This is a genomic window from Comamonas sp. CAH-2, assembly GCF_009668305.1.
GTDB lineage: Bacteria > Pseudomonadota > Gammaproteobacteria > Burkholderiales > Burkholderiaceae_C > Comamonas > Comamonas aquatica.
In genome coordinates this window covers 26,538-40,940 of record NZ_VSWF01000018.1, presented here as the reverse complement: position 1 = coordinate 40,940, position 14,403 = coordinate 26,538, and the positions used below count along the sequence as shown (strand labels likewise).

17 protein-coding genes and 2 tRNA genes are annotated in these 14,403 nt (G+C 62.9%); 16 read left to right on the top strand and 3 right to left on the bottom strand.

Features of this window, described 5'->3' with window-relative positions:
* Positions 1–9: 9 nt before the first annotated feature.
* The 10 genes from secY to FYM52_RS11335 all read left to right on the top strand — a co-directional run bounded on the left by secY (position 10) and on the right by FYM52_RS11335 (position 6,759).
* The gene (gene secY, locus FYM52_RS11380) at positions 10–1,323 is read left to right on the top strand and encodes a preprotein translocase subunit SecY (protein ID WP_042417440.1); all 1,314 of its coding nucleotides are present in this window, start codon (positions 10–12) and stop codon (positions 1,321–1,323) included.
* A gap of 138 nt (positions 1,324–1,461) precedes the next feature.
* A complete protein-coding gene (gene rpmJ / locus FYM52_RS11375) occupies positions 1,462–1,575 on the top strand; it encodes a 50S ribosomal protein L36 (protein ID WP_003050535.1) in 114 nt (37 codons plus the stop codon).
* A 22-nt stretch (positions 1,576–1,597) separates the two neighbouring features.
* The gene (gene rpsM / locus FYM52_RS11370) at positions 1,598–1,963 is read left to right on the top strand and encodes a 30S ribosomal protein S13 (RefSeq protein WP_042417430.1); all 366 of its coding nucleotides are present in this window, start codon (positions 1,598–1,600) and stop codon (positions 1,961–1,963) included.
* 17 nt (positions 1,964–1,980) lie between these two features.
* The gene (rpsK, locus tag FYM52_RS11365) at positions 1,981–2,382 is read left to right on the top strand and encodes a 30S ribosomal protein S11 (RefSeq protein ID WP_042417426.1); all 402 of its coding nucleotides are present in this window, start codon (positions 1,981–1,983) and stop codon (positions 2,380–2,382) included.
* Between the two features lie 91 nt (positions 2,383–2,473).
* On the top strand, positions 2,474–3,097 hold the full coding sequence (gene rpsD / locus FYM52_RS11360; protein WP_042417422.1) for a 30S ribosomal protein S4: 624 nt from the start codon (positions 2,474–2,476) through the stop codon (positions 3,095–3,097).
* A gap of 117 nt (positions 3,098–3,214) precedes the next feature.
* Entirely contained in the window at positions 3,215–4,213 is a 999-nt protein-coding gene (gene rpoA, locus FYM52_RS11355) for a DNA-directed RNA polymerase subunit alpha (RefSeq protein ID WP_043383860.1), read from the top strand.
* 126 nt (positions 4,214–4,339) lie between these two features.
* Positions 4,340–4,720, top strand: a complete 381-nt coding sequence (gene rplQ / locus FYM52_RS11350) for a 50S ribosomal protein L17 (RefSeq protein WP_043383862.1) — start codon at positions 4,340–4,342, stop codon at positions 4,718–4,720.
* Between the two features lie 24 nt (positions 4,721–4,744).
* A tRNA-Met gene (locus FYM52_RS11345) sits at positions 4,745–4,821 on the top strand.
* Positions 4,822–4,979: 158 nt separating this feature from the next.
* Positions 4,980–5,056, top strand: a tRNA-Met gene (locus tag FYM52_RS11340).
* Between the two features lie 452 nt (positions 5,057–5,508).
* Complete coding sequence (locus FYM52_RS11335) at positions 5,509–6,759, top strand: Hsp70 family protein (RefSeq protein WP_154164179.1); 1,251 nt, start codon at positions 5,509–5,511, stop codon at positions 6,757–6,759.
* A gap of 109 nt (positions 6,760–6,868) precedes the next feature.
* Here the strand turns inward: FYM52_RS11335 and rsmI are convergent, their stop codons facing one another.
* Entirely contained in the window at positions 6,869–7,792 is a 924-nt protein-coding gene (gene rsmI, locus FYM52_RS11330) for a 16S rRNA (cytidine(1402)-2'-O)-methyltransferase (RefSeq protein WP_154164178.1), read from the bottom strand.
* Between rsmI and FYM52_RS11325 the strand changes: the two genes are divergently transcribed.
* The 3 genes from FYM52_RS11325 to FYM52_RS11315 all read left to right on the top strand — a co-directional run bounded on the left by FYM52_RS11325 (position 7,792) and on the right by FYM52_RS11315 (position 9,560).
* A complete protein-coding gene (locus FYM52_RS11325; RefSeq protein WP_042417409.1) occupies positions 7,792–8,190 on the top strand; it encodes a YraN family protein in 399 nt (132 codons plus the stop codon). The two genes, rsmI and FYM52_RS11325, sit on opposite strands and share 1 nt — an antisense overlap.
* A gap of 114 nt (positions 8,191–8,304) precedes the next feature.
* Positions 8,305–8,901: an SIS domain-containing protein gene (locus FYM52_RS11320; protein WP_154164177.1), complete on the top strand. Its 597-nt coding sequence runs from the start codon at positions 8,305–8,307 to the stop codon at positions 8,899–8,901.
* The gene (locus FYM52_RS11315; protein ID WP_042417405.1) at positions 8,901–9,560 is read left to right on the top strand and encodes a BON domain-containing protein; all 660 of its coding nucleotides are present in this window, start codon (positions 8,901–8,903) and stop codon (positions 9,558–9,560) included. The genes FYM52_RS11320 and FYM52_RS11315 overlap by 1 nt, the downstream gene beginning before the upstream one ends.
* Before the next feature lie 63 nt (positions 9,561–9,623).
* On the opposite strand, the gene FYM52_RS11310 is transcribed toward FYM52_RS11315, so the two are convergent.
* Complete coding sequence (locus FYM52_RS11310) at positions 9,624–10,760, bottom strand: PilT/PilU family type 4a pilus ATPase (RefSeq protein ID WP_154164176.1); 1,137 nt, start codon at positions 10,758–10,760, stop codon at positions 9,624–9,626.
* Positions 10,761–10,784: 24 nt separating this feature from the next.
* Positions 10,785–11,828, bottom strand: a complete 1,044-nt coding sequence (locus FYM52_RS11305) for a type IV pilus twitching motility protein PilT (RefSeq protein ID WP_043383872.1) — start codon at positions 11,826–11,828, stop codon at positions 10,785–10,787.
* Positions 11,829–11,917: 89 nt separating this feature from the next.
* Here FYM52_RS11305 and FYM52_RS11300 point away from each other — a divergent pair, with 89 nt between their 5' ends.
* From FYM52_RS11300 to FYM52_RS11290, 3 genes are all read left to right on the top strand, one after another.
* Positions 11,918–12,637, top strand: coding sequence for a YggS family pyridoxal phosphate-dependent enzyme (locus FYM52_RS11300; RefSeq protein ID WP_154164174.1), 720 nt, complete (start codon positions 11,918–11,920; stop codon positions 12,635–12,637).
* Between the two features lie 170 nt (positions 12,638–12,807).
* Positions 12,808–13,959 carry an aminotransferase class V-fold PLP-dependent enzyme gene (locus FYM52_RS11295; protein ID WP_154164173.1) on the top strand — a complete coding sequence of 384 codons (1,152 nt, stop codon included), beginning with the start codon at positions 12,808–12,810 and terminating at the stop codon, positions 13,957–13,959.
* Positions 13,960–13,984: 25 nt separating this feature from the next.
* Positions 13,985–14,389, top strand: a complete 405-nt coding sequence (locus FYM52_RS11290; protein ID WP_154164172.1) for an FKBP-type peptidyl-prolyl cis-trans isomerase — start codon at positions 13,985–13,987, stop codon at positions 14,387–14,389.
* The last annotated feature ends 14 nt before the right edge of the window (positions 14,390–14,403 follow it).

The following is a 14,403-nucleotide window of genomic DNA, read 5'->3' as shown; positions in this document are numbered from 1 at the left end:
GAGACATCCGTGGCTACTAGCGCAGCTCAAATTGCAAAAACCGGCAAGTTTGGCGACTTGCGTCGTCGACTGGTTTTTCTGCTGCTTGCGCTGGTCGTGTACCGCATCGGGGCACATATCCCCGTGCCGGGCATCGATCCAGCGCAGCTGCAGCAGCTGTTCAATGGCCAGCAGGGCATTCTCAACCTGTTCAACATGTTCTCGGGTGGAGCGCTCTCGCGCTTCACAGTGTTCGCACTGGGGATCATGCCGTACATTTCGGCATCGATCATCATGCAGCTGATGACCTATGTCGTCCCCACATTTGAGCAGCTGAAAAAAGAAGGTGAAGCGGGTCGTCGCAAGATTACCCAGTACACCCGCTATGGCACTTTGGCTCTGGCAATTTTTCAGTCGTTGGGTATTGCTGTGGCTCTGGAAAGCTCTCCAGGTCTGGTGCTGGATCCAGGCTTTGGCTTCCGCCTCACGGCGGTGGTCAGCCTGACTGCCGGCACCCTGTTCCTGATGTGGCTCGGTGAACAGATCACGGAACGTGGTCTGGGCAACGGCATCTCGATCCTGATTTTTGCTGGTATTGCCGCAGGCTTGCCCAGCTCGATCGGTGGTCTGTTGGAGCTGGTGCGCACTGGTGCCATGAGCATCCTGGCCGCGATCTTCATTGTCCTCGTAGTGGCAGCCGTGACGTACTTCGTCGTGTTTGTCGAGCGCGGTCAGCGCAAGATCCTGGTGAATTACGCACGCCGCCAAGTCGGCAACAAGGTGTACGGTGGTCAGTCTTCGCACTTGCCACTGAAGTTGAACATGGCCGGGGTCATTCCTCCCATCTTCGCTTCCTCGATCATCTTGCTGCCAGCAACCGTGGTGAATTGGTTCAGTGCAGGGGAATCCATGCGCTGGTTGAAGGACATTGCATCGACGTTGACCCCTGGTCAGCCGATTTATGTGATGCTCTACGCAGCCGCCATCATTTTCTTCTGCTTCTTCTATACGGCGCTCGTGTTCAATAGCCGCGAGACCGCCGATAATCTGAAGAAGAGTGGTGCTTTCATCCCTGGAATTCGTCCCGGAGACCAGACAGCACGCTACATTGACAAAATTCTGGTGCGTCTGACATTGGCTGGCGCCGTCTACATCACGTTTGTGTGTCTGTTGCCCGAGTTCTTGATCCTGAAGTACAACGTTCCGTTCTACTTCGGTGGTACATCGCTGCTGATTATTGTGGTGGTGACCATGGACTTCATGGCGCAAGTGCAGAACTACATGATGTCGCAGCAGTATGAGTCCCTTCTGAAGAAGGCCAACTTCAAGGCATCAGGTCACTGAGATATGAAGGCCATCCCCCCGGCCCCGGTCGGGAGGAATCCAACAACTGGCAAGTATGAGTGCTCTGCGCTCTTTCACGGTCACAGGCAGTGTCCAGGTGGAAAGAGTGGAACGGATGCAAAGTTTTAGGAGAATGAAATGAGAGTTTCGGCTTCGGTCAAGAAAATCTGCCGCAACTGCAAGATCATCCGCCGCAAGGGTGTGGTGCGCGTGATCTGCACAGACCAGCGTCATAAGCAGCGCCAGGGCTGATTGAAAGTATTAGAGGACTAATATGGCACGTATTGCTGGTATTAACATCCCGCCCCACAAGCATGCTGAAATCGGCCTGACCGCCATTTACGGCATCGGTCGTACGACTGCTCGCAAGATCTGCGAAGCTTGCGGCATCGAGTACTCCAAGAAGATCAAGGAGTTGACGGACGCTGATCTGGAAAAGATCCGTGACCAGTTGGCTGGCATGACTCTGGAAGGTGACCTGCGTCGCGAAACCACGATGAACATCAAGCGTTTGATGGACATCGGTTGCTACCGCGGCTTCCGTCACCGTCGTGGTCTGCCTATGCGCGGTCAACGTACGCGTACCAATGCCCGCACCCGCAAGGGTCCGCGCAAGGGTGCAGCTGCACTGAAGAAATAAGGGATTGAGAGATCACTATGGCTAAGGCACAAAACAACGCTGCAGCACGCGTTCGCAAGAAAGTTCGCAAGAACATTTCCGACGGTATCGCGCACGTGCACGCTTCGTTCAACAACACGATCATCACCATCACCGACCGTCAGGGCAACGCTCTGTCGTGGGCTTCGTCGGGTGGCCAGGGCTTCAAGGGTTCGCGCAAGTCGACACCTTTCGCCGCTCAGGTTGCTTCCGAAGTGGCTGGTCGTGCTGCTATCGAACAGGGCATCAAGAACCTGGACGTCGAAATCAAGGGTCCCGGTCCTGGCCGTGAATCCTCGGTGCGCGCCCTGGGTGCCCTGGGTATCCGTATCACTTCCATCTCGGACGTGACACCGGTGCCTCACAACGGCTGCCGCCCTCAAAAGCGTCGTCGTATCTAATTTTTGTAAGCCCACCGCCACCCGGGGTGTGTCATAACATCCCGGGTGGCTCCCGTGTGTAAGCACGGTAGATGACATAAAGGAAGCTCAAGTGGCACGTTATCTCGGCCCCAAGGCCAAACTCTCCCGCCGTGAAGGCACCGACCTGTTCCTGAAGTCTGCTCGTCGCTCGATCGCTGACAAGGCGAAGTTTGACAGCAAGCCTGGCCAGCATGGCCGCACTTCGGGTCAGCGCACTTCTGACTATGGTCTGCAACTGCGCGAGAAGCAGAAGGTCAAGCGCATGTACGGCGTGCTGGAAAAGCAATTCCGCCGCTACTTCGAAGCTGCTGACCAGAAGAAGGGCAACACCGGTGCCAACCTGCTGGGTCTGCTGGAAACTCGTCTGGACAACGTCGTGTACCGTATGGGCTTCGGCTCGACACGCGCTGAAGCACGCCAGCTGGTGTCCCACAAGGCCATCACTGTGAACGGCCAATCCGTGAACATCCCTTCCTACCTGGTGAAGGCTGGTGACGTGGTGGCAGTTCGCGAAAAGTCCAAGAAGCAAGCCCGTATTGTTGAAGCCCTGCAACTGGCTCAGCAAGTGGGCTTCCCCGCTTGGGTGGAAGTGAGCCTGGACAAGGCAGAAGGTACCTTCAAGCAAGTGCCTGACCGCGACCAATTCGGTGCAGACATCAACGAATCCCTGATCGTTGAGTTGTACTCGCGTTAATCGTAGTTTCGGTTGAGCAATCAACCATCCCGTTCCTAAACCGCGAGGCATCGCGGTTTAGGTGCTTCACCAGCCTTACCGGTGTAACGAGCCGGGGGTATTGAGAGGAAGTTCTGCATGCAAACAAATCTGCTGAAACCCAAGACGATCAATGTTGAGCAGCTGGGTCACAACCGTGCCAAGGTGACTCTGGAGCCGTTCGAGCGTGGCTATGGCCATACGCTGGGCAACGCCCTGCGCCGCGTGCTGCTGTCGTCGATGGTGGGTTATGCAGCGACGGAAGTCACGATTGCTGGCGTGCTGCACGAGTACTCGTCCATCGATGGCGTGCAAGAAGATGTGACCAACATCCTCCTGAACCTGAAGGGCGTGGTGTTCAAACTGCACAACCGTGACGAAGTGACCCTGAGTCTGCGCAAGGATGGTGAAGGCGTGGTGACCGCGCGCGACATCCAGACTCCCCATGACGTTGAGATCATCAATCCTGACCACGTGATCGCCCACCTGTCGCAAGGCGGCAAGCTGGACATGCAGATCAAGGTGGAACAGGGCCGTGGCTATGTGCCCGGCAACGTGCGCCGCTACGGTGACGAGTCGACGAAGTCGATCGGCCGTATCGTGCTGGATGCCTCGTTCTCGCCCGTGCGCCGCGTGAGCTACACCGTGGAATCCGCGCGTGTGGAACAGCGTACCGACCTGGACAAGCTGGTGGTGGAAATCGAAACCAACGGCGCCATCAACGCGGAAGACGCCGTGCGCGCTTCAGCCAAGATCCTGGTGGAACAGCTGGCGGTGTTCGCACAGCTGGACGGCGAGTTCGGCGAAGGCGGCATCCTGCAAGCTGGCGGCAGCCGCTCCAGCGCACAGACGTTCGATCCTATCCTGCTGCGTCCTGTGGACGAGCTGGAACTGACCGTGCGTTCCGCCAACTGCCTCAAGGCAGAGAACATCTACTACATCGGTGACCTGATTCAGCGCACCGAGAACGAGTTGCTGAAGACGCCTAACCTGGGGCGCAAGTCGCTCAACGAAATCAAGGAAGTCCTGGCTTCCCGTGGCCTGACACTCGGCATGAAGCTCGAGAACTGGCCACCAGCAGGCCTGGAAAAGCGTTAATTCGCGAGTCCGGCTATAATCGCTGGCTCTTTGCCTGAGAGGGTGAAGAGCCAGTTATTTTTACCACGTGCACCGGGCGGTACCTGATACGGCCATCCGACCAAACTATCTGAAAAGGAAAGCACCATGCGTCACGGCAACGGCCTCCGTAAACTGAACCGTACTTCTGCTCACCGCAAGGCGATGCTGCAGAACATGATGAACTCCTTGATCGAACACGAAGCGATCAAGACCACCGTGCCCAAGGCCAAGGAACTGCGCCGCGTGATCGAGCCCATGATCACTCTGGCCAAGGTCGACACCGTCGCCAACCGTCGTCTGGCGTTTGACCGCCTGCGCGACCGCGACAGCGTGACCAAACTGTTCAACGTGCTGGGTCCCCGCAACGCACAGCGTCCCGGTGGCTACACACGCATCCTGAAGATGGGCTTCCGTGTGGGCGACAACGCCCCCATGGCTTACGTGGAATTGGTGGAGCAAGCCGCTGAAACCCAAGCCGCAGAATAATTCTGTGCTATAATTTGGACATATCGCGAGGTGGAGCAGTCTGGTAGCTCGTTGGGCTCATAACCCAAAGGTCGTTGGTTCAAATCCGGCCCTCGCAACCAAATCAAAAACCCTGCTGAAGCAATTCAGCAGGGTTTTTTGTTGCGTGATTGGTTTCATCCGCCTGCGACGGCAGTTTGGTAGGGATACGGCCTGGTATGCAGGGAAAGCCCTGATGACGGCAGGCGAATTGCGGTTATGCGCTACAATGGATGCATATCGCGAGGTGGAGCAGTCTGGTAGCTCGTTGGGCTCATAACCCAAAGGTCGTTGGTTCAAATCCGGCCCTCGCAACCAAATTAAAAACCCTGCTGAAGTCATTCAGCAGGGTTTTTTGTTGTCTGGCTGGGGATGGCACACGCTGCAGAGCAGGGTGTGGCAGAGCTGCCGGTTCAGCACAGAAGGCGCCGGCGCCATGGCGAAAGCAAAGTACCGGGCGTGGCTAGTGCTGGGGGCTCTCTGCTTTGTGCTTTGCGATAAGCCTCGGCGTAGTCAAACGCTGGGCAGCGTGTGCTCCACCAGACGCTGGGGCAAAGACCGCCTCCATGCCTGGGGTGGTTCCTGACGGGCCTGCAGATCTGGGCGCAGGCTGCCACAATGGCGCCCCTTTGTTGACCGCAGAATGCACAAAACCATAGCTTCTTGCGCTCGCACAACAAGGTGTTCAGGTGTTTTTCTCTCTGAAAGCCTTGTTGGGCAAGCGCTGGCAGCTCTGGTTTTTGCAGTCTGCCTGTTTGAATTTGCTTCGCATGCGCTTGCTTCCCCAGACCACGCTCGGTATCGATTTCGGCACTTCCAATTCCGCCATGGCGTGGCGCAGCGCCGGACAGACGGCACAGCTGGTGCCGCTGGAAGGGCGTGCCGCCGCGATGCCGACGGCGCTGTTCTTCCACTACGAGGACCACAGCACGCACTACGGGCGCGATGCCATGCAGCAGTATCTGGCGGGCGAGGAGGGGCGGCTGATGCGCTCGCTCAAAAGCCTGCTGGGCAGCAGCCTGCTGCAGGACAAGACGGCGGTGCATGGCCAGTTGGCGAGCTACCAGGACATCATCGCCATCTTCCTGCGGCACCTCGCCGCCCAGGCGCAGGCCCACCTGGGCGGCATGCCGGAGCGCGTGGTGCTGGGGCGGCCCGTGCACTTTGTGGACGGCAATCCCGAGCGCGATGCGATGGCCCAGTCTTCGCTGGAGGCCGCGGCGCGTGCGGCGGGATTCCAGGAGGTGGCGTTCCAGCTGGAGCCGATTGCCGCAGCGCTGGACTACGAGCAGCGCCTGAGCTCGGAGGCCTGCATCCTGGTGGTCGACATTGGCGGGGGCACGTCAGACTTCACGGTGGTGCGCCTGGGGCCGCAGCATGCCCGCAAGAGTGACCGCAGCCAGGACATCCTGGCCACCACGGGGGTGCACATCGGCGGCACCGATTTCGACCACAAGCTCAACGTGGCCGAGGTGCAGCCGCTGCTGGGCCTGGGGCACCACGGACCCACGGGGCGCGAGGTGCCCAGCCGGGTGTTCTACGACCTGTCGACCTGGCACCTGATCCAGTGGCTGTACACCGCCAAGGCCTTGCGCGAGGCGGAAGCGCTGCGCACCGACTACAGCGATCGCCGGCTGCATGCCCGCCTGATGCGGGTGCTGCAGGAGCAGGCGGGCCACCGTCTGGCCGATGCCGTGGAGCAGGGCAAGATCACGGCTTCCAGCACCGCGGCCACGGCGCCGCTGGACCTGGGCTGGGTCGAAGAAGACCTGACCGCCGCCATCAGCCCTGCCAGCCTGGCCACGCATCTGCAACTGCAGCTGGCCGATGTGGTGCGCTGCGCCGAGGCCTGCGTGGCCCAGGCGGGGCTGCGGACCGACCAGATCACGGCCTTGTACCTGACCGGTGGTTCCTCGGCCTTGCAGACGCTGCGGGATGCGCTGGCGGTGGCGTTTCCGGCCACACCGCAGGTCGCTGGCGACCTGTTTGGGGGCGTGGCTTCGGGCCTGGCCTACGCCTGAGCCCAGATACAAGCGCTGCCGCGCAGGCTGACGGGTGGGCGGTGCCCAGGACCGGCCCATCCCCGTGCTGTGTGCGCCCAGCCTCGCCGGGCGCAGCCCAAGGAGGCGGTCAGGCCTTGTCGGCTTCGCGCTTGATCTCCAGCGCGCGGTCGTACAGCGTATTGCGGTTGCCGCCCGTGATCTCTGCCGTGAGCTTGACCGCGGTCTTGGTGGGCAGCTCCGCCAGCAGCAATCGCAGCACGCGCTCGGCGTCCCCGCCGTCCTGCTGCACCGCCACAGGGTGCAGCACCACCACAAACTCGCCCTTGCTGCGGGTGGCGTCGGCGTCCAGCCACGCGGCCACGTCGTGGGCCGCATGGGTGCTGATCTGCTCGAACTGTTTGGTGATCTCGCGCGCCAGCGTCACCGGGCGCGGGCCCAGCACGGCCAGGGCCTTGGCCAGGTCCTGGATGCGGTGGGGCGCCTCCAGCAGCACGGTGCAGCGCGGCTCGGCCGCCAGCTTGTGCACGGCCACCTGGCGCTCGGCGCTCTTGGTGGGCAGAAAGCCGGCAAACACAAAGCCGCCTTCGGTCTGACCGGGCGGCACGCAACCGGCCACGCTGAGGGCACTGGTGATGCTGCTGGCCCCGGGCAGGGGCATGGCGCGCAGGCCGGCGGCGGCCACGGCCGCGCACAGGCGGGCGCCCGGGTCGCTCACGCCGGGGGTGCCGGCATCACTGACATATGCAATCCGCTGGCCCTGCTGCAGGCGGGCGATGATGCCGGCGGCCGCCTCGGCCTCGTTGTGCTGGTGCACGGCCAGCAACTGGTGGCCGGGGCGCTCCAGGCCGTAGGAGCGCAGCAGGCCCTGGGTGTGGCGCGTGTCTTCGCAGGCGATCGCGTCCACCCGTTGCAGCACATGCAGGGAGCGCAGCGAGATGTCGGCCAGATTGCCGATGGGCGTGGCCACCACGTACAGGCAAGCCTGGGGATAATTTTGGGAGGCAGCCGCATCATGCGCTGCTGTCAATGCCGAAGCGAAAGAGGCACTCAATGTTCTTCCTTGGGAAAAAGCCACAGACCGCTGCGCCGGCCACGGCCGCACAGTTGCGTGGCCGGGCGGGCGAGGACCGGGCCCTGGCGCATTTGCAGGCACGGGGCCTGCGCTTGCTGGTGCGCAATTATCAAGCGCCTGGGCGCGCAGGGGGCGAGATCGACCTGATCCTGCAGGATCCGCAGGGGACTGTGGTCTTCGTCGAAGTGCGCAGTCGCAGCCGTGCGGACTTTGGCGGGGCCGGTGGCAGCATCGGTGCGGCCAAGCGCCAGCGCGTGGTGGCGACTGCCCAGCATTGGTTGCAGCGGCACGGGGCCGCGTGCCCCTGCCGCTTCGATGTGGTGCTGATCGAGGGTGAGCAGTTGCAATGGCTGCAGGCCGCGTTTGATGCGGGCTAGTGGCCCGGGCGGGCCGACCGGCGGCGGGAACTTCAGAAAACGGTTGGCAATCCGACTCCGTGTTAACCGAACGCTACAAAATTCGACAAAGCACGCAGGTATCATCCGTATCCCATGCTTGAGCAACGAATCCAACAGCATTTCATTGACAGCGCCGACCTGAAGTACCAGTCCGCGCAGTCCTTGAGTGCGCCCATTTCGGCGGCCGTCCAGGCCTTGCTGGCCTGCATCACCGGCGGTGGAAAAATCCTGGCCTGTGGCGCTGGCGTGTCGGCCAGCCAGGCCCAGATGTTTGCCAGCCTGTGCGTCAGCGGCTTTGAGCGCGACCGTCCCGAGCTGGCGGCCGTGGCCCTGTCGGCCGACAGCGGCCTCCTGGCCTCGGTGTCCGGCGCAGCGGGTCTGTCCACCCACTACCTGGCGCGCCAGGTGCGGGCCCTGGGGCAGGCCAGCGATGTGCTGCTGGCCATTTCCATCACCGGCAACGACCACAGCCTGCTGGAAGCCGTGGAGGCCGCGCACGAGCGCGACATGATAGTGGTGGTGTTGACGGGCCACACCGGTGGTGCACTGGCCGCGCGCATGCGCGAGACCGATGTGCTGATCTGTGTGCCCCATGAACGCCCCGCACGTGTGCGGGAAACGCACGATCTGGTGCTGAACTGCCTGTGCGACGGGGTGGATACCCAATTGCTGGGCGAACAGGAGATGTGATGAAACGAGGATGGTGCCGTACAGGCTTGACCTTGGTAGCTGCCGGCGTGCTGGCTGGCAGCTTGACCGCCTGCGTCCCGCTGCTGCTGGGCGGCGGCGCGGTGACGACGGCCCTGGTGGCGTCGGATCGCCGCACCTCGGGCATGTACCTGGAGGACGAGCGGATCGAGCAAAGCGCTGCGGCCAAGCTGCGTGAAACGCTGAAGGAAGGGACACGCGCCAGCGTGACCAGCTTCAACCGCCTGGCGCTGGTGACGGGCGAGGTGCGCTCCGAGGCAGAAAAGGCCGAGGTCGGCCGCACCGTGGCCAGCGTGGAAAACGTGCGCAACGTGGTCAACGAGGTCGAGGTGGTGCCCTTCATTTCCTCCATCGGCCAGCGCAGCCGCGACACGCTCCTGACCAGCCAGGTGAAGGCCAGCCTCATCGATGCCAAGGATCTGCAGGCCAACACCATCAAGGTGGTGACGGAAATGAACGTGGTCTACCTGATGGGCATCGTCACCCCCCGCGAGGCCCAGCGTGCCGCCGAGATCGCCCGTGGCGTGAACAATGTGCGCAAGGTGGTGCGCGTGTTCGAGAACATTTCGGAGCAAGAGCTGGCCAGCTACAACACGCGCCAGCAGCCGGCACCGGTGGTGCAGGACCCCGCCGCGAAGTGAGCGCGTGGCCTGACCTCATAAAAAAGCCCGGCACTGCCGGGCTTTTTTGTGGAGCGCCAGGGATCACAGGATGCGGAAGTGCTCGGTACCCGCCGCCAGGTCGGTGTTGTGGGCACGTTTGCTGTGCAGCTTGATCTGCAGGCGCAGGTCGTTCACCGAGTCGGCGTTGCGCAGCGCATCCTCGTACATGACGGCGCCGCTTTCGTAGAGGTCGAACAGCGACTGGTCGAAGGTCTGCATGCCCAGCTCGCGACTTTTCTTCATGATTTCCTTGATTTCCACCACGTCGCCCTTGGCGATCAGGTCCGAGATCAGCGGGGTGTTGAGCATCACCTCCAGCGCGGCCACACGGCCCTGGCCGCCTTCTTTGGGCAGCAGGCGCTGCGAGATCATGGCGCGCAGGTTCAGCGACAGGTCCATCAGCAGTTGCTCGCGGCGCTCTTCCGGGAAGAAGTTGACGATGCGGTCCAGCGCCTGGTTGGCACTGTTGGCGTGCAGCGTGGCCAGGCACAGGTGGCCGGTTTCGGAGAACACGATGGCGTGCTCCATGGTTTCGCGATCGCGGATTTCGCCCATCAGGATTACGTCGGGCGCCTGGCGCAGCGAGTTCTTGAGCGCCGCCTCCCAGCTGTCGGTGTCCAGCCCCACCTCGCGCTGGGTGATGATGCAGTTCTTGTGTGGGTGCACGAATTCGATGGGGTCTTCCACCGTGACGATGTGCCCCTCGGAGTGTTCGTTGCGCCAGTCCACCATGGCCGCCAGCGAGGTCGACTTGCCCGACCCGGTGGCTCCCACGAAGATGCACAGGCCGCGCTTGGTCATGGCCACCTCCTTCAGCACCTGGGGCAGTCCCATGCCGTCGATGGTGGGGATGTCGGCCGGAATGGTCCGCAGCACCATGCCCACGCGGCCCTGCTGGATGAAGGCGTTGACGCGAAAACGCCCGATGCCGGCGGGCGAGATGGCGAAGTTGCACTCCTTGGTGCGCTCGAACTCCGCCACCTGCTTGTCGCTCATGATGGAGCGTGCCAGCATCAGGGTGTGCGTGGGCACCAGCGGCTGGTCCATCAGCCGTGTGACCTTGCCGTCGACCTTGATGGCGGGCGGAAATTCGGCGGTGATGAACAGGTCGCTGCCCTTGCGCGCCACCATCAGCTTGAGGAGGTCATTGATGAATTTGCTGGCCTGATCGCGTTCCATGTCGCTCTTTCTGATGTACAGCGTTTAGCCGGGGAAGTTGTCCGGCGATTTGGCCTTGCCGCGCGCCTCGGCGGCGCTGATGACGTTGCGGCGCACCAGCTCGGTCAGGTTCTGGTCCAGGGTCTGCATGCCGACATTGCTGCCGGTCTGGATGGCGGAGTACATCTGGGCCACCTTGGCTTCGCGGATCAGGTTGCGGATGGCGCTGGTGCCCAGCATGATTTCGTGCGCCGCCACCCGGCCGTTGCCGTCCTTGGTCTTGCACAGCGTCTGCGAGATCACCGCCTGCAGGGACTCGGACAGCATGGCGCGCACCATTTCCTTTTCCTCGGCCGGAAACACGTCGATGATACGGTCGATGGTCTTGGCGGCGCTGGAGGTGTGCAGGGTGCCGAACACCAGGTGGCCGGTTTCGGCGGCCGTCATCGCCAGGCGGATGGTTTCCAGGTCGCGCATTTCACCGACCAGGATGCAGTCTGGGTCTTCGCGCAGCGCCGAACGCAGGGCCGCGGCAAAGGAGTGCGTCATCGGACCGACTTCGCGCTGGTTGACCAGGCATTTCTTGGAGTTGTGCACGAATTCGATGGGGTCTTCCACCGTCAGGATGTGGCCGTGCTCGCTGTTGTTGAGGTGGTCGACCATGGCCGCCAGCGTGGTCGACTTGCCCGAGCCGGTGGGGCCGGTGACCAGCACCAGCCCGCGCGGCTTGAGCGCCAGGTCGGCCAAAATCTTGGGGGCGTTCAGTTCTTCCAGCGTCAGCACCTTGCTGGGAATCGTGCGGAACACGGCGGCCGCACCGCGGTACTGGTTGAAGGCGTTGACACGGAAACGCGCCAGCCCGGCGATCTCGAACGAGAAGTCCACCTCCAGGTTTTCTTCGTAGGCCTTGCGCTGGCCATCGTTCATGATGTCATAGACCATGGCGTGCACCTGCTTGTGGTCCAGCGGCTCGACATTGATGCGGCGCACGTCGCCGTGCACGCGGATCATGGGCGGCAACCCGGCGGACAGGTGCAGGTCCGATGCCTTGTTCTTCACGCTGAAAGCCAGCAGGGTGGTGATGTCCACGGAAGTTCTCCCTCTCGCAAGCCGCATCCGGTGGCGGATGTCCCGGATCCGGGTTACGGCTTGTATGGTTTGGTACGCTCGCAAAGATTATGACCACGATTGCCAGCAAGCTTCAAAGCGTATACGCACAGATTAGCGACGCCTGCCAAAAGTGCGGCAGACAGCCCACAGAGGTGGCGTTGCTCGCCGTCTCCAAAACGTTTCCGGCCGAGGCCGTGCGCGAAGCCGCGCTGGCGGGCCAGCGGGCGTTTGGCGAAAACTACATCCAGGAGGCCGTGGACAAGATGGCGGCCGTGCGCGCCATGGCCGATGTGCCCGCGCTGCAATGGCACTGCATCGGCCCCATCCAGAGCAACAAGACCCGGCTGGTGGCCGAGCACTTCGACTGGGCCCACACCGTGGACCGCGACAAGATCGCCCAGCGCCTGAACGACCAGCGCCCCGACGGGCTGGCGCCGCTGCAGGTCTGCATCCAGGTGAATGTCGATGGCGGCACCAGCAAGTCCGGCTGTAGCCCCGACGAAGCGGTGGCCCTGGCCCGGGTGATTGCCGGAATGCCCCGCTTGTGCCTGCGCGGGGTGATGAGCATTCCCGACCCCCAGGCCGACGACGCCGCCATGCTGGCCGTGCACCGGCAGGTGGTGGCCGTGTTTGCGCGCATCCGGGACAGCGTGCCGGGCCTGGTGCAGTGGGACACCATCAGCCTGGGCATGACGGCGGACATGCACACCGCGATTGCGGCGGGCAGCACCCTGGTGCGCGTGGGCAGCGGCATCTTCGGCGCGCGCGACTACCGCACGCAGGCCTGACACGACCCGGCCGGTGCGCGGCCGTATAACGTGTATACAGTTTGTGTGAACCCGCTCGCCGCCCGCCGACCTGCGTGCTAAGCTGGATCGGCTGTGCGCGTGCACGGGGTGCCGCGCGAATCGGTGGCGGTCTGGCCGGCATGTGCGCCTAACCACAATTCGGAGAAAACATGCCCGGACTTTTGCCTGAAATCGATCCAGACGGCCTGCTGGAATTCTCGGTGGTCTACACCGACCGCGCCTTGAACCACATGTCCCAGCGCTTTGCCGGCGTGATGCAGGACATCCTGGGCACGCTCAAGGAGGTCTACCACGCCCACACTGCTGTGCTGGTGCCGGGCAGCGGCACCTTTGGCATGGAGGCCGTGGCGCGCCAGTTTGCCAACGGGCAGAAGGTGCTGATCGTGCGCAACGGCTGGTTCAGCTACCGCTGGACGCAGATTTTCGAGGTCGGCAACTTCGGCCTGGGCGGTGGCGCCGTGGTCTGCAAGGCGCGCAAGCAGGGGGCCGGCAGCCAGGACCCCTGGGTGCCATGCGCCGCGCAAGACGTGGCCGCGACCATCCGCGCCGAAAAGCCCAAGGTGGTGTTTGCCCCGCACGTTGAAACCGCCAGCGGCATCCTGCTGCCCGACGACTACATCCGCACCATCAGCGATGCGGCGCACGAGGTGGGCGCCCTGATGGTGCTGGACTGCGTGGCCTCCGGCGCGATGTGGGTGGACATGGTCAAGACCGGCGTGGACGTGCTGATCAGCGCGCCGCAAAAGGGCTGGAGCAGCTCGCCCTGCTGCGCCATGGTGATGCTGTCCGAGCGCGCCCGCCAGGCCATCGACGGCACGCAAAGCTCCAGCTTCTCTTGCGACCTGAAGAAGTGGATGCAGATTGCCGAGGGCTACGAGAAGGGGCAGCACGCCTACCACACCACCATGCCGACCGATGCGCTGGTGCGCCTGCGCGACGTGATGCTGGAGACCCGTGCCTATGGGTTCGACAAGGTGCGCCAGGAGCAGATCGAGCTGGGCGCCCAGGTGCGCGCCCTGCTGGAGTCGCGCGGCTTTCCCAGCGTGGCCGCCGAAGGCTTCAAGGCCCCGGGCGTGGTCGTCAGCTACACCACCGATCCCGGCATCCAGAGCGGCAAGAAATTCCTGGCCGTGGGGTTGCAGACCGCGTCTGGCGTGCCCCTGCAGTGCGATGAAGGTGCGGATTTCCAGACCTTCCGCATCGGCCTGTTCGGCCTGGAGAAGTGGCACCACGTGGACCGCACCGTGGCCCACCTGAGCACGGCGCTGGATGCCATCGGCGTGCCTGCGGCGCAGGCATGATGGCGTTTTGATGCAAAGGAATGCCATGAAACATTGGATCTGTGTGGCTGCGGCCAGCCTGCTGGCGCTGGGCAGCGCGCATGCCGCGGCGGAAACCACGGCCAGCGGCCTGGTCTATGAAGCCATCACCGTAGGCACGGGCGCCCAGCCCGCGCCCACCGACACCGTGCGCGTGCACTACCGTGGCTGGTTCCCGGAAACGGGCAAGGAGTTCGACAGCTCCATCGCCCGCGGGCAGCCGGCGGAATTTCCGCTGAACCGCGTCATCCCCTGCTGGACTGAGGGCGTGCAGAAGATGAAGGTGGGTGGCAAGGCCAAGCTGGTGTGCCCGCCGTCCATCGCCTACGGCAGCCGCGGCGCCGGTGGTGCGATCCCGCCGAATGCCACGCTGCACTTCGAGGTGGAACTGCTGGGCGTGAAGGGCAAATAAGCGCCCTGCAAAAT